Source organism: Stenotrophomonas terrae (genome assembly GCF_039674165.1).
Classification (GTDB): Bacteria; Pseudomonadota; Gammaproteobacteria; order Xanthomonadales; family Xanthomonadaceae; genus Stenotrophomonas; species Stenotrophomonas terrae_A.
The window spans coordinates 29965-52418 of record NZ_JBDJMY010000030.1 but is presented as its reverse complement, the minus strand read 5'-3'; the positions used below and the strand labels follow the sequence as shown (position 1 = coordinate 52418).

17 protein-coding genes are annotated in these 22454 nt (G+C 64.8%); 1 reads left to right on the top strand and 16 read right to left on the bottom strand.

Features of this window, described 5'->3' with window-relative positions:
- Positions 1 to 144 precede the first annotated feature (144 nt).
- The 3 genes from trpA to trpB are packed head-to-tail and all read right to left on the bottom strand — an operon-like array spanning position 145 to position 2823.
- A complete protein-coding gene (gene trpA / locus ABE493_RS13355; protein WP_346499399.1) occupies positions 145 to 945 on the bottom strand; it encodes a tryptophan synthase subunit alpha in 801 nt (266 codons plus the stop codon).
- Between the two features lies 1 nt (position 946).
- Positions 947 to 1606 carry a hypothetical protein gene (locus ABE493_RS13350; RefSeq protein WP_346499398.1) on the bottom strand — a complete coding sequence of 220 codons (660 nt, stop codon included), beginning with the start codon at positions 1604 to 1606 and terminating at the stop codon, positions 947 to 949.
- Positions 1606 to 2823, bottom strand: coding sequence for a tryptophan synthase subunit beta (trpB, locus tag ABE493_RS13345; protein WP_346499397.1), 1218 nt, complete (start codon positions 2821 to 2823; stop codon positions 1606 to 1608). Before trpB ends, ABE493_RS13350 begins: the two co-directional genes overlap by 1 nt.
- Before the next feature lie 95 nt (positions 2824 to 2918).
- Here trpB and ABE493_RS13340 point away from each other — a divergent pair, with 95 nt between their 5' ends.
- Entirely contained in the window at positions 2919 to 3809 is an 891-nt protein-coding gene (locus ABE493_RS13340) for a LysR family transcriptional regulator (protein WP_430980781.1), read from the top strand.
- A gap of 181 nt (positions 3810 to 3990) precedes the next feature.
- On the opposite strand, the gene ABE493_RS13335 is transcribed toward ABE493_RS13340, so the two are convergent.
- From ABE493_RS13335 to prmB, 13 genes are all read right to left on the bottom strand, one after another.
- Positions 3991 to 5094 carry a toxic anion resistance protein gene (locus tag ABE493_RS13335; protein WP_346499396.1) on the bottom strand — a complete coding sequence of 368 codons (1104 nt, stop codon included), beginning with the start codon at positions 5092 to 5094 and terminating at the stop codon, positions 3991 to 3993.
- 62 nt (positions 5095 to 5156) lie between these two features.
- On the bottom strand, positions 5157 to 5879 hold the full coding sequence (locus tag ABE493_RS13330) for a hypothetical protein (RefSeq protein ID WP_346499395.1): 723 nt from the start codon (positions 5877 to 5879) through the stop codon (positions 5157 to 5159).
- Positions 5872 to 11238, bottom strand: coding sequence for a DNA repair ATPase (locus ABE493_RS13325; protein WP_346499394.1), 5367 nt, complete (start codon positions 11236 to 11238; stop codon positions 5872 to 5874). Before ABE493_RS13325 ends, ABE493_RS13330 begins: the two co-directional genes overlap by 8 nt.
- A gap of 141 nt (positions 11239 to 11379) precedes the next feature.
- Positions 11380 to 13380, bottom strand: coding sequence for a flotillin family protein (locus ABE493_RS13320; protein WP_346499393.1), 2001 nt, complete (start codon positions 13378 to 13380; stop codon positions 11380 to 11382).
- A complete protein-coding gene (locus ABE493_RS13315) occupies positions 13380 to 14072 on the bottom strand; it encodes a hypothetical protein (RefSeq protein ID WP_346499392.1) in 693 nt (230 codons plus the stop codon). Before ABE493_RS13315 ends, ABE493_RS13320 begins: the two co-directional genes overlap by 1 nt.
- 216 nt (positions 14073 to 14288) lie before the next feature.
- Positions 14289 to 14948: a phosphoribosylanthranilate isomerase gene (locus ABE493_RS13310; RefSeq protein WP_346499391.1), complete on the bottom strand. Its 660-nt coding sequence runs from the start codon at positions 14946 to 14948 to the stop codon at positions 14289 to 14291.
- Positions 14945 to 15718, bottom strand: a complete 774-nt coding sequence (truA, locus tag ABE493_RS13305) for a tRNA pseudouridine(38-40) synthase TruA (RefSeq protein WP_346499390.1) — start codon at positions 15716 to 15718, stop codon at positions 14945 to 14947. Before truA ends, ABE493_RS13310 begins: the two co-directional genes overlap by 4 nt.
- A gap of 44 nt (positions 15719 to 15762) precedes the next feature.
- Positions 15763 to 16122, bottom strand: coding sequence for a VOC family protein (locus tag ABE493_RS13300; RefSeq protein WP_346499389.1), 360 nt, complete (start codon positions 16120 to 16122; stop codon positions 15763 to 15765).
- A 14-nt stretch (positions 16123 to 16136) separates the two neighbouring features.
- Positions 16137 to 18005, bottom strand: coding sequence for a FimV/HubP family polar landmark protein (locus tag ABE493_RS13295; RefSeq protein ID WP_346499388.1), 1869 nt, complete (start codon positions 18003 to 18005; stop codon positions 16137 to 16139).
- Between the two features lie 116 nt (positions 18006 to 18121).
- On the bottom strand, positions 18122 to 19147 hold the full coding sequence (locus ABE493_RS13290) for an aspartate-semialdehyde dehydrogenase (RefSeq protein WP_346499387.1): 1026 nt from the start codon (positions 19145 to 19147) through the stop codon (positions 18122 to 18124).
- Between the two features lie 83 nt (positions 19148 to 19230).
- Positions 19231 to 20283: a 2-hydroxyacid dehydrogenase gene (locus ABE493_RS13285; RefSeq protein WP_346499386.1), complete on the bottom strand. Its 1053-nt coding sequence runs from the start codon at positions 20281 to 20283 to the stop codon at positions 19231 to 19233.
- Positions 20276 to 21373: a chorismate synthase gene (aroC, locus tag ABE493_RS13280; protein WP_346499385.1), complete on the bottom strand. Its 1098-nt coding sequence runs from the start codon at positions 21371 to 21373 to the stop codon at positions 20276 to 20278. The genes ABE493_RS13285 and aroC overlap by 8 nt, the downstream gene beginning before the upstream one ends.
- Positions 21374 to 21447: 74 nt before the next feature.
- Positions 21448 to 22377 carry a 50S ribosomal protein L3 N(5)-glutamine methyltransferase gene (gene prmB, locus ABE493_RS13275; RefSeq protein WP_346499384.1) on the bottom strand — a complete coding sequence of 310 codons (930 nt, stop codon included), beginning with the start codon at positions 22375 to 22377 and terminating at the stop codon, positions 21448 to 21450.
- Positions 22378 to 22454: the final 77 nt, after the last annotated feature.

Sequence of the window (22454 nt, the reverse complement as noted above, 5' to 3'; positions counted from 1 at the left end):
CCGGTAAGGCCCCTGCCGAGCATGGCTCGGCACTACAAAGGCGCTCTATCGGTAAGGCCCCTTGCCGAGCATGGCTCGGCACTACAAAGGCGCTCTGCTGGTAAGGCCCCTGCCGAGCATGGCTCGGCACTACAGGACGCCTGTTCAGCGATCCAGGGCTTCGCGCAGCGGCTTGAGGAACGTTGCGGCTGCAGCCACTGGATCGGCCGTCTCAGCCATTGCCGAGACCAGCGCACTCCCCACCACTACGCCGTCGGCGTCCACCGCCATTGCCGCCGCGCTGGCTGCGTCCTTGATGCCGAACCCGGCCACCACTGGCGCATTGGAACGGCTGCGCAGCAGTCGCAGGCGTTCGCCGGCCGCGCTGCTGTCCAGGCGCTCGGAGGCGCCTGTCACACCGGCAAAGCTGACGTAATACAGATAGCCCTGCGCGGCCTGGCACAGGCTGTCCAGGCGGGCATCACTGCTGGTCGGCGAGGCCAGCAGGATCAAGGCCAGCCCGGCGGCTGCAAACGCCGCGCGCGGCTCATCGGCCTCTTCCGGTGGCAGATCGACCAGCAGCACGCCGTCCACGCCCGCCGCCACGGCCTCTTCGGCAAAGCGCGCATAGCCACGGATCTCGACCGGGTTCAGATAGCCCATCAGCACCACCGGCGTGGTGGCATCGGTCTGCCGGAAACGCGCCACGGTATCCAGCACGTATTGCCGCCCTGCCCCGCGCGCCAAGGCCCGCTCGGAACTGCGCTGGATGGTCGGGCCATCGGCCATCGGGTCTGAAAACGGCACACCAAGCTCAATCACATCCGCGCCGGCCTGGACCAGGGCATGCATCACCGGCACGGTCGCCTCCAGCGACGGATCGCCTGCGGTGATGAAAGGAATCAGCGCCTTGCGGCCGGTGGCGCGCAGGCGTGCAAAACATTCGTCAATTCGGGCAACAGCCATCTCAGGCACATCCTTCAATCAGTTCGACTGCATCGGGCTGGCCCCAGTAAATGGAGGTGATCAGGCCGTCGAGTGTTTCCAGGCGCAAGGCCAGCTTGGCTGCCTTGTCCGTCCAGGTCAGGTATTCGCCATTGGGCGAGTTGTAGGCATGCGGACTGGTGACCACGCCGGCCGGCAGGCGTTGCTTGGCCTCGTCGACCGTCATACCCACCCACAGGCCATACGGCAATGCGGCGGCACCGGCCGGCGGTGCGGTGACGCGAACACCGGGGTCGCCGGCGACATCCACCTCGAAACGGGCAATGCGGTCGGCGATCACCATCATCGCCATGCCGTCGGGCAGGCTGCCCTTGTCGTAGTACTCGCAATCACCTTCCATCGCCTCGCGCATGCCGGCCGAGACGAAGGCCTTGTCGCCCGGTGCCTTGCCGAATGGCGCGCCGATGCGCAGCGTGCCGACCTGGCTCAGGTCGGTGCCGGTACTGGCAACCGCTGCAGGGACAGGCGTCGCGGCTGGCGCAACGACGGCCAATTCCGGTGCCGCCTGCGGGGCAGCGACGGGGGCGGGAGCCGTTGTTTCCGGTGCAGGCGCAGATGGCGCACATGCCGACAACGCCGCCACCAGACCCAGTAGAACAGGGATACGCAGCCGGCCGGTCATTACAGCACCAGCCCTTCGCGCGCGGCGATGGTGTGCACGTCCTTGTCGCCACGACCGGACAGATTGCACAGCACCAGCGCGTCCTTGGGCAGCTCGCGCGCCAGCTTGATCGCATGGGCGACCGCGTGGCTGGATTCCAGCGCCGGCAGGATGCCCTCGATGCGGGTCAGGCGGTGGAAGGCCGCCAATGCCTCCTCATCGGTGATGCCCACGTACTGGGCGCGGCCGCTATCGGACAGGAAGGAATGCTCCGGGCCGACACCGGGGTAGTCCAGACCGGCGGAAATGGAATGGGTTTCAGTGATCTGGCCGTCGTCATCGCACAGCACATAGGTGCGGTTGCCATGCAGCACACCCGGGCGTCCGGCTGAGATCGAGGCGGCGTGGCGTCCGGTATGGATGCCCTCGCCTGCTGCTTCGGCGCCGTAGATCTTGACCTGGCGGTCATTGAGGAAGGCGTGGAACAAGCCGATCGCATTGGAGCCGCCGCCGACGCAGGCAGTGATCGCATCCGGCAGCCGGCCGTAGTCCTCCAGCATCTGTGCACGCGCTTCGCGACCGACGATGGCATTGAAGTCACGCACCATGCGCGGATACGGATCCGGGCCGGCAACGGTGCCGATGATGTAGAAGGTGTCGCGCACATTGGTGACCCAGTCACGCATCGCCTCGTTGAGCGCGTCCTTGAGCGTGGCCGAGCCACTGTTGACCGGCACCACGGTGGCACCAAGCAACTTCATCCGGTAGACATTGATTTTCTGCCGCTCGATGTCGGTGGCGCCCATGTACACCACGCACTCCAGGCCCAAGCGCGCCGCCACCGTGGCCGAGGCCACGCCGTGCTGGCCGGCACCGGTCTCGGCGATGATGCGGGTCTTGCCCATGCGCGCGGCCAGCAGGGCCTGGCCGATGGTGTTGTTCACCTTGTGCGCGCCGGTGTGGTTCAGGTCCTCGCGCTTGAGCAGGATCTGCGCACCGCCCACGTCCTTGCTCAGGCGCTCGGCGTGGTAGATCGGGCTGGGGCGGCCGACGTAATGTTTCAGGTCTTTGTCGTAGGCGGCGATGAAGGACGGATCGATGCGTGCCTGATCGTAGGCAGCTGCCAGTTCCTGCAAGGGCCCGACCAGGGTCTCAGCGACAAAGCTGCCACCAAAGCGGCCAAAGTGGCCCCGCGCATCGGGATAGGCATGGAAATCGGAGATCGACGGGTCAGTCATGGGGGTAACAGCCACAAGGAACAGGCCATCACTCTAACGCAGGGCTGATGACTAAAAAATGGATAATTCAGCGGCAACATGTTAGAAAAACTCACATGATCCCCCGCCAGCCCCTGCCTTCACTCAATGCCCTGCGTGCGTTTGAAGCCGCTGCGCGTCTGCGCAGCGTCAGCCAGGCTGCGGCCGAACTGCATGTCACCCACGGCGCGGTGAGCCGGCAGCTGCGTGCACTGGAGGAGGAACTGGGGCTGAGCCTGTTTGAACGCGATGGGCGCGGCATCCGCCCCACCGCCGCCGGCCACCGCCTGCTGGAAGCAACTTCCGGAGCGTTCTCGCAACTGCGCGATTGCATTTCTGCCCTGCGCCGCCCGCAGCGCGATGACGCCTTCGTGCTGGGCTGCCCGGGCAGCCTGCTGGCCCGCTGGATGATCCCGCGCCTGCAGGACCTGCAACGCGATCTGCCCGGCCTGACCCTGCACCTGGCCGCACAGGATGGCGATTTCGCCCCGCGCCTGGACGGCATGGATGCGGCGCTGATGCTGGGCCAGGCACCGTGGCCGGTCGGCTGGCAGGTACACACGCTTGCTGCTGAGCGGATCGGACCGGTGTTCAGCCCCTCGATGCATGGCGCGCACGTATTGGCCCATCAACCGATCACTGCCGTGCTTGGACATGCACTGCTGCATACGCGCTCACGCCCACAGGCGTGGCCGGCCTGGGCCGCGCGCAATGACATCGATGCCGACAAGCTGAGCTACGGCACCGGCTTGGAACATCTGTATTACATGCTGGAAGCCGCAGTTGCCGGCCTGGGCATTGCAATTGCCCCGGAACCGCTGGTCGCCGATGATCTGGTCAACGGCCGCCTGATCGCGCCGTGGGGTTTTGTTGAAACCGATGGCTGCTGGGCGCTGTGCACTGCGGGTGATCAGCAGGACCCGCGTGTGACTGCATTGGCGGATTGGCTGCGCAAGCAGCTGTTGTGAGGCTTTGCAGGCTTTTGTGGGAGCGGCGTTAGCCGCGAAGCTGGCAAAGCTTGAAAGGCCTAAGAGCCTAACCCCCTCTCCAAGCCTCCCCTTGCCTTCGGCAAAGGGAGGGGGCTATAGCGCTGGATCCTGCTGCATCTGCAGTTTCGCGGCTCACGCCGCTCCTACAACTGTGCCGCTCCTAGGCTGCGCTTCCCTGCGTCGGCTGCGCCAAGCGCTGCTGCACGTCTTCGCGCAGGCGGGCGAGCTCGACCTCGGCCTGCTGGCGCTGCTGCATGCCTTCGCGATGGATGCTGCGCACTTCTTCCACCGTGGCGATCAACTGCTCATGCACATGGCGCAGGGTTGCGACGTCGATCACCGCACGCTGGTTGGCCTTCGCCGTTTCCACCGAGGTCTGGCGCATCAAGTCGGCATTGCGACGCATCAGCTCATTGGTAGCGTCATCGATAGCATTGGACAGATCCACCGCGTTCTTCTGCTCACCCAGCGACAGCTGGATGGCGAACTGGCGCTTCCACGACGGGATGGTGATGTCGCGTACGGCGTTGAATTTCTCGATCAGCTGGATCGCATTGGCCTGGATCAAACGGATCATCGGCAGCGACTGGTCGGCCGCATGCTGCATCACCGTCAGGTCACCCACGCGCTTGTCGAGCAGGCGGATCGCGTTGTCGATCTCGCCACGGCGGATGCGCGATTGCGGGTCTTCCAATCCAACCAGCGCATGCAGTTCGTTGTTGAGCTCGGCCAAGCGCTGCTTGCCCGCCGCAATGTGCAGACCAAGACTCTGGCGCTCGTCACGAACGATGGCATGCATGCGATCAAACTCGCCGACACGCTGGCCCATCTGCGCCTGCTGAGTGCCAACATCCCGTAGCAAGCTCTCGATCTGTTGATTGGTGTCGCTGAACTTCTGCACCAGCTCGCCCTTGGAGGCGCGCATGCGATCTATGAGCCCGCCGATCACCGGCATCTTGGAGCGCTCGTTCAAGCCATCGAGCTTCAGCGAGCGGGCGATACGCACCACTTCGCCCAGCTTTTCGCCGGAGGCATCCAGGTCGCGGTTCCGCACATGGTCGAGCAACTGGCTGGAGAACGCCGCACTCTTGCCCGCAGCCTCGCGACCAAACACGTGCAGGTTGCCCGGGCTGATGTCGTCCAGCGTACGTACGATCTGTGCGATCTGCGGGCGGTCCGCTTCGCTCAAACCGAGCGCAACCAGGGTGGTGCCATCAACATCGGCAGAAGGGCCGGCCGGCAGCGGCAACGAATCCTGGGTCATCAGCAGTTCTCCTTGAGCAAGAGGCGCGCCGTGGCGCGCGAGCAATCATGTGCAGGGTGGTTTCAGCGCAGTCTAGCCTGCATGGCCGTCACCTCGTCGAGGATCCGCGCCTGGGCATCGGCAGCCTGCGCCAGCGTAGCCGGCATCCGCGCCGCCTGGTTCGCCAGCAACTGCTGCCGCCACAGCGGCAACAGCACGTCGCGGATGCGCTGGTAACGCTCGATCAGTTCCACGGCCTGGGCGTGCAACAGGCGCAACTGCCCAGCCTCGGTCTGGCGCAGCCGCGCAAGCCCGCGCAGATGCTGCAGCCGCCGCTGCAGGGCCGCCTGCGCCAACGTATCGGCGGGTGCCGGGACCGCTTCGCCGGCTGCGGCCCAGTCATCGATGGCCGCTACTGCCGCTTCCACCCGCACGAGTTGCAGCAGATGTTGGGCAAGCTCGTGTTGCAGCTCCTGCAGGCTGCCATCGGCGCGCAGCAGGCAGATATCCAGCTGGCGTGCCAGTTGCTCTGCCTGCAGCTGCGCCTCGACATCGCGGCCAAGCAAGCGGCCGAACAGGCCGGCCGAACGACGAATCTGCCGCGCATCGCGCGCCGACATCGCCTGGCGGATATTGTCCATCTCCGCCACCAGCCGCTGCGCAGCGCCTGTGGCCGCTGGCGCGGCGAGCAGGCGTTCCACCGCCAGCAGCAGCGGCGCACCGTAGCCGGCAACAGCCAAGGCATCGTCAGCCTGCAGCGCGGGCTGCGGCGGTGCCGGCAACAACGATGGCGTCGTATCAGGCATCGTCGGCAACGTCATTCCCACGACTACCCTGCTGCCCAGGCACCACCACATTGCCGCCGTAGAAATGGCGCATCAAGGCTTCATCCAGCGCCTTTTCTTCGGGCGTGCGCGCGCGTCGCACGCGTGGTGCCGGCTTGCTGCTGCCACTGTCCTTGGACAGCCAGTCCTGCAACTGCGCAGCCAAACCCGCCAGCGCGTCACCAATCTGCCCTTCGCGCTGATGCCCCGCCGCCAAGGCCTGCAACAACGGTGTCAGGTCCTGTGCCGGCGCTGCCGCTGCTGGCGCGGCAGCCGGCGGCGCTGGCGGCGTCATCACGGCGGCAGGGCGGTCAGCCAGCGCCTGCAACAAGGCAAGAATCTGTTCCCACGGCGCCTGCGCCTGCTCGGCCACCGGCGCAACCGGTGCGGGCTCGTCAGCGCGCAAGCCCTGCAGCCCGCTGGCGATATCGGCCAACTGCGCCACCATCCGCGCACCGGTATCGGCGTCGTCGCCGCCCATGGCCTTGTCGCGCATGAAATCGCGCTTGATCTGCTCCCAGCGCGCCAGCTGCGGTGCATCCAGCGCCTCACGCAACTCACCGAGCTTGAGCAGGTTTTCTTCCGAACCGCTGGTCAGCAGCTGCGATTCGCCCAGATAGTGATCGGTTACCAGCTGCTGCAGCTCGGCGGCATTCATCACCGGCGAAATCTTTTCCGACAGCTTGTTCATGTTGCGGTAGCTGCCCTGCAGCCGGAACGGCGGTTCGACGCGGTATTTGTCGGCCTGCGCGGCACTAGCGATGTACTGCTGGTTGACCCGGTAGACCACATCGCGGACCTGCATCAAGCGCTGCAAAGTTGCGACGATCTCGTTGATCTCCGCGCCACTGTAAGCATGGCTGAGTGTATTGGTGGACACCTCCTTGCCTGCGGCCTTGTCGACCAACAGGTAGAGATCGGCCAGGTCGCGGGTCGCCATCGGCGCCAGCACCTGGCTGGAGGTCAGGCTGTTCTCGATGTAGCTGAGCTTGAAGGCCTCGTCCATGCCACCCAGCACATCGCCCAGGTTGTAGATGTCGGCACGGTTGGCCAGCATGTCCGGCACCTTGAAGACTTCGCCGGATTCGGTGTACGGGTTGCCCGCCATCACCACGCAGAACTTCTTGCCGCGCAGGTCATAGGTCTTGGTGCGCCCCTTCCAGACACCTTCAATGCGGCGGGTGCCATCGCACAGCGAGATGAACTTCTGCAGGAACTCGGGATGGGTGTGCTGGATGTCATCGACATACAGCATGGTGTTGTTGCCCATCTCCAGCGCCAGGTTGAGCTTGTGCAGCTCCTGCCGCGAGGTGGCGTCCGGCGCCTGCTCCGGGTCCAGCGAGCGCACCTCATGGCCGAGCGCCGGGCCGTTGATCTTCATGAAGACCAGGCCCAGACGATTGGCCACGTATTCCATCAAGGTGGTTTTGCCGTAGCCGGGCGGGCTGATCATCATCAGCAGACCCATCAGGTCGCTGCGCTTGTTCTCGCCCACCGTGCCCATCTGCTTGGCGAGGTTGTCACCGATGATGGGCAGGTAGACATCATTGATCAGCTTGTTGCGCACGAACGAACTGAGCGGACGGGCCTGGAATTCACTCAGCCGCAGGGCGTCGCGCTCGCGCGCACTGATGCGGTGGCGCAAGGCCTGGTAGCGTTCGAAGCCGGGTTGGAACTGGCGACGATGCGACTGCCAGCGCTGCAGGAAATCATCTACCGCCAGCTGCAGGTGACCCCGGGCGATGCGCGGGTGTTCACCGAGCAGGCCGCCGATGTCGGCAATCAAGGTCACCTCGCGTACCTGGCTGCGCAGCGCACGCTCGCCCAGCAACATCGCCGCCGCTTCGGGTACGTAACCGCACATGGCAGCGAACTTCGGCTGCCCACACATGGCCTGCAGCCATTGCACGGCCTGCCCCCATTGCAGGGCCAAGCGCGTATTCAAACGCTGCATGCTGCGATCAAAGGCATCGGCCTGGCCGGCGGCCTGCAGCTGTTCGCGCAGGGCTGTCAGCAACTGCCGGGCGTAACCACTGAAGGCGAAGGTCGGTTCGCCGTTGGCCAGCTCGGCCAACAGATATTCGGCCGCCAATGCCGGCATGCCGGTGTCGAACGGGAGCGTGTTTTCCTGCTGGAACGCCGCCAAGGCGAGCGCGATTTCAGCGCGCAAGGCTTCAAGACCGTCGCGCACATTGAACAGCCGGGCGATGGCGAACGCACCGGCAGCGCGCTCGATCCACTGGCTCACGTCCTCGCGCTTGCCTTCGCGTGCCCAGAACAGCAGCGCCAGCGCACGCGGGCCTGCGCCATGCACCAGCGAACCGCCAGCCTGGTACAGCGGCAACAGCGCCTGCAGGATCAGACTGGCGTCGTGATCGTGGATGCCCTTTTCATAGCCTTCGCGATAACGCGGTGCGGCGAAGTCGCTGACCCGCTTGCCGAGTACCTCGGCCTGTGCCGCATCGCGCAGCAGTACGTCCAGGCTCAGCCCATCACGCCCGTTGATTGCCGCGTCCAGGATCAAGCCTGCCAGGTATTCGCCGCGATACAGCGCCGGCGCTTCCGAATCCAGCGTCACCGGCCAGTAGTCACGCAGTTCCTCCAGCTCCGGGTCGACGATGGACTCGTAGTAGTCGGTGCCGGTCAGATGCACCGCCAAGCCATCGCCGCGCGGCAGGATGGTCAGGTCCAGCGGCTGGGTGTTGACACTGAAACGATGCCGGCCCAGGCGGATGATGTTGCCACCGCCCTCGAACAGATCACTGCGATCGCGCAGCGCCCGCACGGCCTGGTCACGCACGCCCTTGAGCCGCGCTTCCACATCATCGGCCTTGACGCTGTCCTTGTAGTCGCGCAGACGATCAGCCAGCTCACGCAGCTTCAGGATCAGCGGGTCACCAGCGAAGAAAGCATTGAGTTCATCGACGGTGGTGAAGCGTTCTGTACGTTTGGCCAGACCATCAAGAATGCGATTGGCCGCATCCAGCACCGACTGCGCCTTGCGCTGGCGGGCATCCAGCAACGTCTGCTTGTGCGACTCGAAGGTATCGAGCAGCTCCTCGCGCTTGTTGAGGATGTCGCCGAGAAACTGTTCGTGTTCGCCGAACTGGCTCTCCAGCTCTTCCAGCTGCACCATCAGCCGCGACAGCTGCTCGTCGGCCCGCTCCGGATCGGTGGCCAGGCCCAGGGCGCTGGTGATGGCCTGGCTGAACAAGGAAAACTGCGCGCCGAACTGCGCCACGGCTTCGGCCGAGCCCAGCGAACGGCGACGCTGATCTGCCCGTGCACGCGCCTGGTTGAGCTTGGCATATATCGTGGAAATGGCCTCTACCACGCGCGTGCGCTGCGCGGCATCGTCGACCTTGAGGCTGGCCATCAGCTCGGACAGCATGTCCAGATCGCCCGACATCACCTGCATCTGCGCGATCTGCTCGGACAGCTGCTTGGCGGTCTGCGCGACCTGGGCGGCCGCGTCCAGCTCCTGCAGACGTTCTGCGAAGGGTTGCAGCGACTTGTCGCTGCCCAGGAATTCGCCCGCCGCCGAACCGACGCGGTCGTGCGCCTCCTGCAGCGATACATTCATCGTATCGATGGCGGCGATGTCCACATAGCGGAAATCGCGCACGGTCAGCAGGCGGCCACGCAGCTTGCCGATGTCACCGAGTGATTCGACGAATTCGCCGATCTTCGTCCAGTTCTGCGGCTGCAGCCGCCCCAACAAAAGTTTGTGCGCGCTGGTGACATCGGCCATCGCCTGCGCCGACTGCTTGCGGATGCTCTCCACTTTCTCGTATTCGTCGAGCATCGACTCGCCGGTCGCACTGATCTCGCGCAGCAGCGTGGCGGCACCATCACAGTTGGCATCGTCCAACCAGTGGTGTGCGTCGAACAGGCGACGCGCGTTGTGGGTCAGCAACTCGTAACGCGGCAGCGACACCTCACGACTGTCAATCTCGCGACCAAGATCAAGCAGGTTGGAAATACCACGCACCAGCTCGGCATTGCCGATACGGGCCATGAAACTGGTGCCCGTGGGCGTGTGTGCGGCGAATTCGTCGCTGCTGAACGGCGTCTGCCAGACCTGCATCGGATGGACGCGGGTGGGCTCTTCGTTCTCGGCATTGAACAGCACCATGCGGCCATCGCGCATGAAGGCGTAGCCCAGGCCGAACACCGGATTCTGCAGCACCCGCTGGATGCTGTTGTAGACAAACAGCGCCGACTTGCCGGCCTCGCGTTCGTAGAAGATGTACAGCATGTCTTCGCCGTTGGGCGAGCGGATCGAGCGCTTGTAGCGCATGCCCTGCATCGAGGCGTCGAAGGCCTTGTGTTCGCCATTCTGCAGGTAATAGCCACCGGGGAAGATGACGCCATGGTCATCGGGCAGCTGCACGCAGGCCTGGACGATGGCGTCATTGCGCACCACCTTGCCGGTCAGCGTGTTGTAGATCAGGCCGCGCCAGGTGCTCTCCTGATACGGCAGAATCTTCAGCAGGATCAGCGAGCCCACCTTGGCAAAATCGATGGTGGCATCGTCCACCGACTGGGTACTGTCCTCGACTGGCTCGCTGTATACCCCTTGGCCGGTCTCGGTGTTGTTCTCGACCTTGATGGTCAGGTCGCCACCGGTGGTCTCCACGAAGATCGTATCGAGGATGTTCAGGTGCGGGAAACGCCCGCTGATCATCATGTCGCGACCGGCGCGGGTCCATTCGAAGTCGAACGGCGGTGGCAGCGCGATATCGCGCTCACCGCGCGCATCGATATAGGTCAGCTCGCCACTGGGCGCCATGGCCCAGCGGAACACGCGTACGTCGCTGCTGCGCTCGCCTATCTGGAACGCCGCCAGCAACTTGCCGTCGCGCACGATCAGCTGCAGCAGGCGTGCATTCTTGTAATAGGCGTACAGCTCACCGAAATCATGGACGAAGCCGGGCTGGGCGAGGAAGCTGGTCTTCAGGTCGACCGGGTTGACGTCGTAGCCCTCGGCACCTTCCACCAGCCGGTACAGCCCGAACACATCCTCCACCCGGGTCTGCGTTTTCAGGCCGATGAAGACGTTGTAGCCAAACAGCAGCAGGTCATCACCCACCTGCACCACGTCGCGGCCGACGCAGTTGTTTTCACTGCGGATACGGAAACGCCCGATCACTTCCATCCGGCTGTCGCCGAATTCCTGCAGGCGGCGCTGGTTGAGTGCGTCCACCACCTGCCGCAGGCGTACGCCCTGATCGCTCAGCCGCTTGCGCAGCACCTCATAGGCGCCACCCTGCGCGACCGCCTGGTCGGCGAGAGTGCCGGCCTGCGCGGCAGCAGCTGCGTCCTGGTTCATATCGGCCATCGCTTGTTCCCTGCTCCGACATCGGCAGGCATCGCCCCAGGGACGATGCCGCTGACGCCTTCATCTTCGTATGCCGCTGGCTCCCGGCCATGCGGCGCGCCCACACCCTGCGCGGTGCTACCGCACAGGGTGCGTTTTCGCTCAGCCTGCGTCCGACTGCACCGCCGGCACATCGGCGGCGCGACGCGACGGCAGGCCACGCGCGGACATGTCCACGCCCAGATAGCGCTGCATCAGGTCCTGCACGATCGGGCTCTTGTCAGTCAGGCCTTCAATCGACTTGCCCAGCGATACCGCCTTGACCAGGTTCTCGAACATGCCACCGTCGCCGCCGACCATGTCGATCTTGGCGTTGCGCAGTGCGCTGGCAATCATCTCGGCATTGTCCTTGGTCACTTCCTTGCCGGCGTCGATTGCCGCCAAGGCCTGGCGCAGACCTGTTTCCAGCGTCATGCGGAACTCTTCGTGGCCGCGTGCGGTATCGCCCAGCGAATCGATCGCCTGGAACTTGCGGGTCAGACCATCGGCCTCGGCAAACAGCTTCTTCTCGATGACGGTGGCTTCGGCCACGCCCAGCGTTTCGGTGGCGGTAGCCTTGGCGCGGCCCATCTGTTCCTCGCCCTGGGCGCGCGCAGCCAGCTGTTCGGCCAGCACCTTGGCTTCCGCAGTGCCCTGCTTCAGGTTGGCATCGGCCATCGCATCAACTACGCGGGCTTCGGCAATGCCTACCTTTTCAATGGCCAGCGCACCGGCTTCCTTGACCTGCGCATCGGCCAGACCCGGTGCCGCGCGCTCGGCACGCAGACCTTCTGCCAGTGCTTTCTTCGCTTCGGCCTGCTTGCTGGCCGCATCAAACTCGGCCTGTGCCAACGTGGTGATCTCCACCGCGCGGTGCTTGGCCGCTGCCTCGCTGGCCTCGGCTTCCTTGACCTGCTTGAGCATGGCTTCCTGCGCCTCAGCCTCGGCTTCCAGGATGGCGACCTGCTTCAAGCGATCAGCCTCGGACACCTGCCGCACTTCCTTGATGCGTTCTTCTTCCTGCGCCACGGTCTTGTCGATGGAAATACGCTCGCGGGTGATGTTGGCCACATCCATCAGGCCCTGCTCGACCACCTTGTCGCGCTCCACGCCCTGCAGCTGCACTTCGCGATCAGTGGTGACCTGCTCCAGCTGGCGCGCACGTGTGACCCGCTCGATTTCGATGGCAACGGCGCGCTGACGGTTCTGCTCGGCCACTTCCACTTCACGCAGACGGTTCTGGTCGCGGATGTCGATCAGCTGCTGCGCTTCGATGCGCGCGTTCTCGGACAGCTGGCGCTGTTCTTCCTGCACCTTCAGGGTTTCAGCCTGTTCGCGGGCACGGATGGTTTCCACCTCGCGGCGCTGGCGTGCTTCCGCCTCGGCCTGCTGGCGTTCCAGCGCCAGCGTGGCTTCCTTGGCTTCAACGTTCTTCTTGGTGATGGCCAGGCGCTCGTTCTGCGCCAATTCGTTGGTGATCACGTTCTGCGCGGCGGTCAGCTCGGTGATCTTGCGGATGCCTTCGGCATCGAGAATATTGCTTGGATCCAGCAGCGACTTGGGCGTCTGTTCCAGGTAATCGATGGCCACGTCTTCCAGCGCATAGCCATTGAGGTCATTGCCGATCACCGCAATGATTTCGTCGCGGAATTCCTGGCGCTTTTCGAACAGCTGGGTGAAATCGAACTTCTTGCCAACGGTCTTCAGTGCTTCGGAGAACTTGGCATTGAACAGATCATCCACCGCGTTCTTGTCCGAGGCACGGTCGGCGCCGATGGCCTTGGCCACGCGCAGCACGTCAGCCTGGGTTTCATTGACCCGCAGATAGAAGGCCACGGTGATGTCGGCACGCATGTTGTCGCGGCAGATCAGGCCTTCCTTGCCACGGCGATCCACCTGCAGGGTGATCAGGCTGATCTTCATATGCTCGGCGCGGTACAGCACCGGGATGATCAACGCACCGGTGAAGTGGACCTTGGGCTGCGCACTCATGTCGTTGACGATCAGTGCGGTGCCCTGATCGACCTTTTTATAGAACGCCTTGAACAAACCGGCCAGGCCAAGGAAAAAAACCAGCAGGGCAACTACCCCGATAATAAAAGGGGCCAGAGCAGCAGTACTCATCAGTGGATCTCCTTGTCGCCTGATACATCAGAAGGGAAAACGTCCAGACCCGGCAGGTCGTTGTCGGCGACCACCAGGTAATGATTCTTGTCGTGCAGGTATTCCACCAGCCTTACCCGCTGGCCGCGCGCGAGCCGGCTGCCATCACGCATGCGCACATGCAGGATCAAGCCAGCGCCGCCGTCATCAAAGCTTGCATAGCCCTGCTCGGCAGTGACCTCCGGCGAGGTGATCAGTGCAACCCTGCCGAGAATGGATTCCTGCGCCACCGGGCGCAGTTTGAGCAACAGCCTACGGATCGGCCGCAATACCCAGGCCGAGACCACCGCACCGGGAATCAACGCCGCAACCGCCACCGCAGTGCCGATGCCCCAACGCAACACGGCCGGCAAGGACTGCAGGAAAAAGAGCTGTACCAGATAGGTGATGGTCCAGCCGAAGAAGGCCAGCAGCAGCACCACCAGCATGGTCGGTGCACCGCCGAGCCCGAGCCGGGCAAACATCGCGGAAATACCGCTGGCACCGTGCTCGCCACCATGGGAATGAAAATCCGCCCCATCGCCGCTACCGATGCCACCGTCGTCGTCAACAATGCCAGTGGCGGCAAGCATCCAGTAGATGACCGCAAAGCAAAGCACGACGCTGTAAGGCAACGTCGGAAACGATAGCGCTACTTCCAGAAACTCCGCCATGCACACTTTCCTTGTGGCGCCCAGCTGCCTTTGCGGGATCCGCCCCAGCCCTGAGGCCGGTGCAGTTACATCCCCGACCCGCAGGCATCCGTGCTTGTCGCCGAGATCCCCATCATAAGGGAATCAACCCTGACATGACCGGCCGGCAACGTCCCAAATGTGCCGCACGTCGCCCTGATAGCGGCTGCAACACGCAAATACGTGCGGCAGGCGTATTCAGTCCTGCTCGGGCTGGGTGTCGGCGCGGCGCACCTCTTCCACGAACTGGCGCATCTTGTAGCCGTCCTTGAGCCCGGGCGCGGCCTCGATGCCACTGGACACATCCACGCCCCAGGGCTGGGTGGCCAGAATGGCGTCGTGCACGTTTTCCGGGCGGATACCACCGGCCAAGAGATAGGGGCGGTGCACGCCGGGTGGAATCTGCGCCCAGTCGAACGCAACACCGGTGCCGCCGCTGCCCCCGGCCACATGGCTGTCGAATAGAAAGCCGGCGGCATGCGGGTACATCTGCTGCAAGCCACGGGCGGTGACCTCGGTGCGCCCGCCCATCGCGATCGCCTTCAGATAAGGCATGTTGAAACTGCGGCAGAACGCATCGTCCTCGTCGCCATGGAACTGCAGCAGGGTTGGCCGTACCGCGCGCAACACCTCGCGCACTTCCTCGCGATTGTTCTGCTGGAACAAGGCCACAACCTCGACCATGGGTGGAATTGCCTGGCGCATGGCACGCGCCTCGGAGGGCGCCACCCGGCGCGCACTGCCCTTGGCAAAGATGAAACCAATGGCGTCCACGCCCAGCTCGCTGGCAAGACGGATGTCACCGGCACGGGTCATGCCGCAGAACTTGATGCGGGTACGAAACAGCGTACGGCTCACAGTGTCACCTCGTCCGGCAGTTTCCAGCTGCCAGCATACAGCGGACCGACGAATACCAGCCCCTGCGGCGGCGCAGTTGGACCGGCCAGATTGCGATCACGCCCTGCCAGCAACTCCCCGATCCAGCTTTCAGGCTTCTCCCCTGCTCCCACCATCAGCAGCGAGCCAACGATGTTGCGCACCATGTGATGCAGGAAGGCATTGGCCTGGACCTCGACCTCAACCACTTCGCCCTGCCGATGGATGGCAATGGACTGCAGCTCGCGGCGTGCATGCAGGGCCTGGCACTGCGCACTGCGGAAGGCGCCGAAATCGTTCTCGCCCCGCAGGGCCTGCGCGGCCCGGTGCATCGCATCGGCGTCCAGCGGACGCCTGTCCCAGCTCAGGATCTGCCGGTACAACGCCGGCCGCACCTGGCGGTTGAGGATGCGATAACGATAGCGCCGTGCCCTGGCCGAAAAGCGCGCATGGAAATCGTCCGCCACCGGCACACACCAACGCACGCAGACCGAGGCTGGCAACCGCGTGGTGGTGCCCAGCACCCAGCTGCGCGGGCTGCGCTCGACATCACTGTCAAAGTGCACCACCTGGCATTCGCCATGCACACCGGCGTCGGTACGCCCGGCGCAGACCACGCTGATCGGGGTGTCAGCTACCGAGGACAATGCGTCCTGCAAGGTGGCCTGGACACTGGCGCAGCCGCTTTCACCGAGCTGCTGCCAGCCCTTGAACTCGCTGCCGTCGTATTCCACGCCCAGCGCGTAACGCATGTTTGAACCTCTTGATTTGTTGGGCCGCCGGGTCCGGCAACCACTCAGTCGTGGTCGCGCTCGGACCACACGGCCAGTTCATTGCCACCGGGCTCGATGAACTGGAAGCGGCGGCCACCCGGGAAGGTGAAGATCGGCTTGACCACGTCGCCGCCGTGCGCGGCAACCACGGCCAACACGGGCTCCAGCTGTGCGGCATACAGCACGATCAACGGCGCGCCGGCACTTGCGGTCAGCGGGGTCCCACGGAAAAACCCACCCTGCAGCTCGCCATCGTCAAACGCGGTGTAGTCGGGGCCGTAGTCTTCGAACTGCCAGCCAAATACCTGCTCGAAGAACCCGCGGCTGGCCGCCGGGTCACGCGAGGCGAATTCCACATAGTCAATCCGGCGCTCGCGCTTCATCTTTGCCGTCTCCCTCAAGCCATGCGGCCAAGTAGTTCCAATGCTTCGTTGCGCGCCAGCGGATCTGCGCTGGCGGCCACTTCATTGAGCAGGGTGCGCGCGGTTTCGGCATCACCCAGGTCCAGATAGGCGATGGCCAGCTCCAGCCGCTCGCGGCCGGCAGGCGCCGGATTCAAGGGCGTCACCGCTGCCATGTCACCGGCCAACCAGCTGGCCTCGTCCGCTGCCGCAGGCTCAGGCCGAGTCGCGGCCGGCTCGGGCAGCACATCGTTCTGACGCGAGGCTTCGAACAACAGCACCGGCTTGTGCTCGACCTTGGGGGCGACAACCGGGACGACCGGTTCGACACGTGCCGGTGGGCTGGATTTGAGCCAGGCCGGCATCGGCTCTTCGTAGGCTTGCGGCTGTGCCGCTGGCATGGTGTCTTCAGCCAGGGCATGTGGCTCGGCCAGGTCGCTGGTTTCCTCGGCGGCCTCCGTCTCCCACGGCCCCTGCACGGCCGCAACGCCCATCACCGGCATCGTCGCGGCAAGATTTTCCGCCACCGAATCACTGCGCGGTGCCGGCGGCAACGGCTTGCGGCGGCGGCTCAGCCACCAACCAAGCGCACCCAGCAGCACCAGCGCCAAACCCAACCACACCCAGCCGAACGAGCCTGCGCCATCACGCTTGGCGGCCTCGCCCAGACGCTGCTGGGCGGCAGCCAGGTCCGAATCCTTCATCGCAATCAGCGTCTGCTGTTGCTTCTGCAGATTTTCCAGTTCGCCAACGCGATCGCGCAGCTCCTGCAGCTCCGCATCACGCGTGGCCAGTTCTTCCTTGGCTTGCTGCAGCTGTTCGTTGGCCAACATGTCACCCTCGCCACCGGCATCGAGGCCGGTCGTCATTCCTGCGGTCTGTTGCGCACCGGCCACGGCCGGGGCGATTTCCAAGCGTGCGCCACTTGCGCCGGCCGCAGTTGCAGCCGGGCGTGCGGCCGCGGCAGGCGCAGCTGCCGCCGCATCCGCCACCGCCGGCTGTGGAATCGGCGCGCGTGCCTGCCGCCACTGTGCAGTCTGGTCACGCACGATGGCGCGCGCCTCGGCGGCATCTACCCGTGCCAGCTCTTCCTGTGCCGGGGTACGCAGCACCGCCCCTTGCTTGAGCAGGTTGATGTTGCCGCGGATGAAGGCTTCCGGATTGGCGCGCATCAGCGCGACCATGGTCTGGTTCAACGAGGCGCCGCTGTCACGCGACAGCTCGCGGGCAATCTGCGACAGGCTCTGCCCGCGCTGTACCGGCGCCAGCTGGCCATCAGCCTGCATCACTGGCGCGGACCGCGGCGCCGACGCTACCGGCGCCGGCTGTGCCGCTGCCGGCGCTGCACGGGGAGCAGCGGCTGGCGGCGCCTCCGGAAGCTGTTCGGGCTGCTGTTGCGGTTCGCGTACGATCAGATTGGACTGTGCCGCTGCCGGCGCTTCGATCATCGGCTCGGCGACCACGGTTGCGGCCTCCGGCGCGGCAACCAAGGCGGAATATTCACGCACCAGGCGGCCCTGGCCCCAATCCACTTCGATCAGGAAGCCTACCGATGCCACCTGCACCGGCTGTGCGCTGGTGACGCGGATCACTGCGCGCCCATCGCGGTCCTGCACGAACTGGAACTGCAGCTCACCGACCAGGCCGGTGGGGGCCGCCAGCCCAACACGTTCGAACGTGGCCGCGGAGGCCAGGCCGGCCTTGGCGTTGTCCAGTTCGCCAGGATCACTGGTGATGACCGGGATTTCAGCCACCAACGGCTGCCCCGGCTTGGACAGGACGCGGATATTGCCCAGCCCCAATGCCATCGCTGCGCTACTGAACAGCGCCAGGCCGAGGACCAGCACGCCTTGTAATGAGCGCATCGCGCCCCTGCCCCATAGTTTCATGGCGGCCAATATAACGGCTGGCCCGGCTTTCGAATACCGCTGTACCGCCCAGATACGACGACGCCGGCATCAAGCCGGCGTCGTTGGGACCATCAGCCGCCGTTGGCGACCAGTTCGGCGACCTGCACGGCGTTCAGTGCGGCGCCCTTGCGGATGTTGTCAGCCACCACCCACATGTTCAGGCCACGCGGGTGCGAGATGTCCTCGCGGATGCGGCCGACGTAGACCGGGTCGGTGCCCGAGGCATGGGTGACCGGGGTCGGATAGCCACCGGCCTTGCGCTCGTCCACCACCTTCACACCCGGCGACGCAGCCAGCAGCTCGCGCGCCTGTTCGGTGGTGATCTTCTTCTTGGTCTCGATGTTGACCGCCTCGGAGTGGCCGTAGAACACCGGCACGCGCACCGCGGTGGGGTTCACCAGGATGCTGTCGTCGCCGAGGATCTTGCGGGTTTCCCAGACCAGCTTCATTTCTTCCTTGGTGAAACCGTTGTCGAGGAACTCATCGATATGCGGGATCAGGTTGAAGGCAATCTGCACCGGGAACTTGGTCGGCTCGATCTCCTGGAAGCCCAGCAGCTGCGCGGTCTGCTTGCCAAGCTCTTCCATGCCGGTCTGGCCAGCGCCGGACACCGACTGGTAGGTGGCGATGTTGATGCGCTCGATGCCGTACTCGCGGTGGATCGGCGCCAGCACCGGCATCAGCTGCATGGTCGAGCAGTTCGGGTTGGCGATGATGCCGCGCGGACGGTTCCTGGCGGCTTCCGGGTTGACCTCGGACACCACCAGCGGCACGTCATCGTCGTAACGGAAGGTGGACGAGTTATCGATCACCACCGCGCCGGCAGCGGCGAACTTGGGCGCGAACTCCTTCGAAATACCGCCGCCTGCCGAGAACAGTGCAATCTCGACACCGGCCGGATCGAACGTGGCCAGCTCCTGGATGGTGATCTTCTGGCCTTCGAAATCAACCTGCTGGCCGGCCGAACGCTCGGAGGCGAGCAGGGTCAGCTTGCTGATCGGGAACTTGCGCTCGGCCAGGATGGACAGCATGGTCTGGCCGACAGCGCCGGTGGCGCCAACAACGGCTACATGGAAACGACGGGCTTCATTGCTCATGGAGATACTCGAAAGAATAAGAGGGGGGAGACACACATCGATCCAGGTTCGGGGAACCTCCAGCACACGGCCTGGGAGGCTCCCTATCGTTTTTTGTCGTCGATTTTCTTGCCGGCCGCGGCAATGCGCGCGGCGCCATCGCCGAGCAGCTCGGCATTGATGGCATTGGCTGGCTTGCCTGCATCCGGGCCGATGCCCAGGCCAGCCAGCAGGTTGTCCACCGCCACCTGCACCATCGCCCGGCGCGTGGCCAGCGACGCGCTGCCGATATGCGGGGTCAGCACGATGTTGCGCAGGGCCAGCAGCTCCGGGCGCACGTTCGGCTCGTTCTCGTATACGTCCAGTGCCGCCGATGCCAGCCGGCCATGGGCCAGCGCGTCGGCCAGCGCCAGCTCATCGACGATGCCGCCACGGGCGATGTTCACCAGCGTGGCGGTCGGCTTCATCCGTGCCAGTGCAGCGGCGTTGATGATGTGATGGTTCTGCGCGGTATACGGCAACACCAGAATCAGGTGATCGACGCCGGCCAGCAGCTCGTCGAAGCCGACATAACGGGCACCCACCGCCTGCTCCTGCTCCGCAGGCAGCTGTGATCGATTGTGGTACAGCACCTTCATGCCGAAGCCATGGTGGCCGCGCCGCGCGATGGCTTGGCCGATGCGGCCCATGCCCAGGATGCCCAGGGTGCTGCCGTGCAGATCGGCACCGAGCATGGTGGTAAAAGACCACTGCCCCCAGTTGCCGTCGCGCAGCCAACGATCAGATTCGACGATGCGACGCGCGGCTGCCATCAACAACGAGAAGCCGAGGTCGGCGGTGGTTTCGGTCAATACGTCCGGGGTATTGCTGGCAACGATACCGGCCGCGCTCAGCGCGCCGATATCCAGATTGTTATAGCCGACGCCGACATTGGCGATCATCTTCAACGCCAGCGCGTTGGTGATTTCCGCAGCGCCGATACGGTCGTTGAGGGTGACCAGCGCGCCATCGACCTCGGCCAGCTGCGCGGCAAGCTCGGCCGCACTGTGGGCGCTGACCTGTTCGGTGGCAACCACGTCGCAGTACGCCGCCAGCTGCGCGACGGTATCGTCGAACAGGGGCTGCGATATCCAGACGCGGGGCCGCCGATCAGCCATCGAGCTGACCGGGAATGCGCGGGCTCATGTCGCCGACATCACCGCACTGGCCGCGATGGCGCATGGCCTGGTCCATCAGCACCAGTGCCAGCATCGCCTCGGCGATGGGAGTGGCGCGGATGCCGACACAGGGATCGTGACGCCCGGTGGTGATCACATCCACCGCGTTGCCCGCCGTATCCACCGTGGCGCCCGGCAGGCGCAGGCTGGAGGTGGGCTTGAGCACCATCGCCGCGACGATCTGCTGACCGGTGGAGATACCACCGAGGATGCCGCCGGCGTGGTTGGACTGGAAGCCTTGCGGCGTGATCAGGTCACGGTGCTCGGTGCCCTTCTGTGCAGCGCTGGCAAAGCCATCACCAATTTCAACGCCCTTGACCGCGTTGATGCTCATCAGCGCGGCGGCGATGTCGCCATCGAGCTTGCCGTAGATCGGCTCACCCCAGCCCGGCGGCACGCCATCGGCCACCACGGTCACGCGCGCACCGACCGAATCACCGGACTTGCGCAGCGCATCCATATACGTTTCCAGCGCCGGCACCTGGGCGGCATCGGGCCAGAAGAAGGGGTTCTCTTCGACCGCGCTCCAGTCGAAACCGGCCGGGGTGATTTCGCCCAGCTGCGACAGGTAACCGCGCACGCTGACGCCGTGGCGCTGCTGCAGCCACTTCTTGGCGACGACGCCAGCGGCCACGCGCATGGTGGTTTCACGCGCCGAGGAACGGCCACCGCCGCGCGGATCGCGGATGCCGTACTTCTGCCAGTAGCTGTAGTCGGCATGGCCCGGCCGGAACTGCTGGGCGATGTTGCTGTAATCCTTGCTGCGCTGATCGGTGTTGCGGATCAGCAGTGCGATCGGCGTGCCGGTGGTACGGCCTTCGTACACACCGGACAGGATCTCGACCTCGTCGGCCTCACGACGGGCCGAGGTATGGCGGCTCTTGCCGGTGGCGCGGCGCTGCAGGTCGTGGGCGAATTCTTCGGGCGAGATTTCCAGGCCGGGCGGGCACCCATCGATCACGCAGCCGATGGCCGGCCCGTGGGATTCACCGAAGGTGGTGACGCGAAGAAGTTGTCCGAATGTATTCAATGCCGTTGTGCTCTTGCAGTTGCGCTGGCCGTTGCCGTCACCCTGCCTGGGCGGAGTGACGGCGTAAGCATGAGTCAGGGACGTGCGGCAGCCAGCTCGGCGATGCGTGCATGGTGTGCACGCAGCTCGGCCGCTTCGACAGCGAAGATACCCATCTGCCCGACCTTGAACTCGACCCAGGACATGTAGACCTCCGGCAGCAGCTTCTCCAGGTGCTGCTGGGAATCGCCTACTTCGCAGATCAGCAGGCCGTCTTCGCTCAGATGGTCCGGCGCGTCGCGCAGGATTTTCAGCACCAGGTCCAGGCCGTCGTCGCCGGCACGCAGCGCCAGGTCCGGCTCGTGCTGGTATTCCTTCGGCAGCGCGTCGGTCTCGTCATTGGTGACGTAAGGCGGATTGGTCACGATCAGGTCGTAGACGCGGCCCTGCAGCCCGGTGAACAGGTCACTCTTGACCAGCTCGACGTTGTGGGCGAGCAGGCGCTCCTTGTTCTCGACCGCCAGCGACAGCGCGGCGTCATTGACGTCGCTGCCATCCACCTGCCAGTTCGGGTAGTAATGGCCCATGGCGATGGCGATGCAGCCCGAGCCGGTGCACAGGTCCAGCGCGTGGGTGACGTCGCGACCGGCCAGCCACGGCTCGAAGCCATTGAGGATCAGCTCGGCAATCGGCGAACGCGGCACCAGCGCGCGCGCGTCGCTCTTGAAGCTCAAGCCCGCGAACCAGGCCTCACCGGTCAGGTAGGCAGCCGGCTGACGCTCGTCGATGCGGCGCTGGAACAGCGCCAGCACCTGCTGCCGTTCTTCCAGCAGCACCCGCGCCGTGCCATAGGCCGGGCCCAGGTCCGGTGGCAGGTGCAGGCTGTGCAGGGTCAGCTGGGTCGCCTCGTCCAGGGCATTGTCATAGCTGTGGCCAAAGCTCAGGCCAGCAGCATTGAAACGGCTTGCGCCGTAGCGGATCAGATCGACGATCGTTTTGAGTTCAGCGGCCGCTTCGGCAGTCATGGCAATACGGAAATACTTGAAAGGTCTGCGATTATAGGCACCTGACCGGTATATTGATTGTCCAGTTGCAGCCGAAA

Coding starts and splice junctions, on each gene's coding strand:
- trpA (WP_346499399.1), bottom strand. CDS start 945: ATGGCTGTTGCCCGAATTGACGAATGTTTTGCACGCCTGCGCGCCACC.
- ABE493_RS13350 (WP_346499398.1), bottom strand. CDS start 1,606: ATGACCGGCCGGCTGCGTATCCCTGTTCTACTGGGTCTGGTGGCGGCG.
- trpB (WP_346499397.1), bottom strand. CDS start 2,823: ATGACTGACCCGTCGATCTCCGATTTCCATGCCTATCCCGATGCGCGG.
- ABE493_RS13340 (WP_430980781.1), top strand. CDS start 2,919: ATGATCCCCCGCCAGCCCCTGCCTTCACTCAATGCCCTGCGTGCGTTT.
- ABE493_RS13335 (WP_346499396.1), bottom strand. CDS start 5,094: ATGACCCAGGATTCGTTGCCGCTGCCGGCCGGCCCTTCTGCCGATGTT.
- ABE493_RS13330 (WP_346499395.1), bottom strand. CDS start 5,879: ATGCCTGATACGACGCCATCGTTGTTGCCGGCACCGCCGCAGCCCGCG.
- ABE493_RS13325 (WP_346499394.1), bottom strand. CDS start 11,238: ATGGCCGATATGAACCAGGACGCAGCTGCTGCCGCGCAGGCCGGCACT.
- ABE493_RS13320 (WP_346499393.1), bottom strand. CDS start 13,380: ATGAGTACTGCTGCTCTGGCCCCTTTTATTATCGGGGTAGTTGCCCTG.
- ABE493_RS13315 (WP_346499392.1), bottom strand. CDS start 14,072: ATGGCGGAGTTTCTGGAAGTAGCGCTATCGTTTCCGACGTTGCCTTAC.
- truA (WP_346499390.1), bottom strand. CDS start 15,718: ATGCGTTACGCGCTGGGCGTGGAATACGACGGCAGCGAGTTCAAGGGC.
- ABE493_RS13300 (WP_346499389.1), bottom strand. CDS start 16,122: ATGAAGCGCGAGCGCCGGATTGACTATGTGGAATTCGCCTCGCGTGAC.
- ABE493_RS13295 (WP_346499388.1), bottom strand. CDS start 18,005: ATGCGCTCATTACAAGGCGTGCTGGTCCTCGGCCTGGCGCTGTTCAGT.
- ABE493_RS13290 (WP_346499387.1), bottom strand. CDS start 19,147: ATGAGCAATGAAGCCCGTCGTTTCCATGTAGCCGTTGTTGGCGCCACC.
- ABE493_RS13285 (WP_346499386.1), bottom strand. CDS start 20,283: ATGGCTGATCGGCGGCCCCGCGTCTGGATATCGCAGCCCCTGTTCGAC.
- prmB (WP_346499384.1), bottom strand. CDS start 22,377: ATGACTGCCGAAGCGGCCGCTGAACTCAAAACGATCGTCGATCTGATC.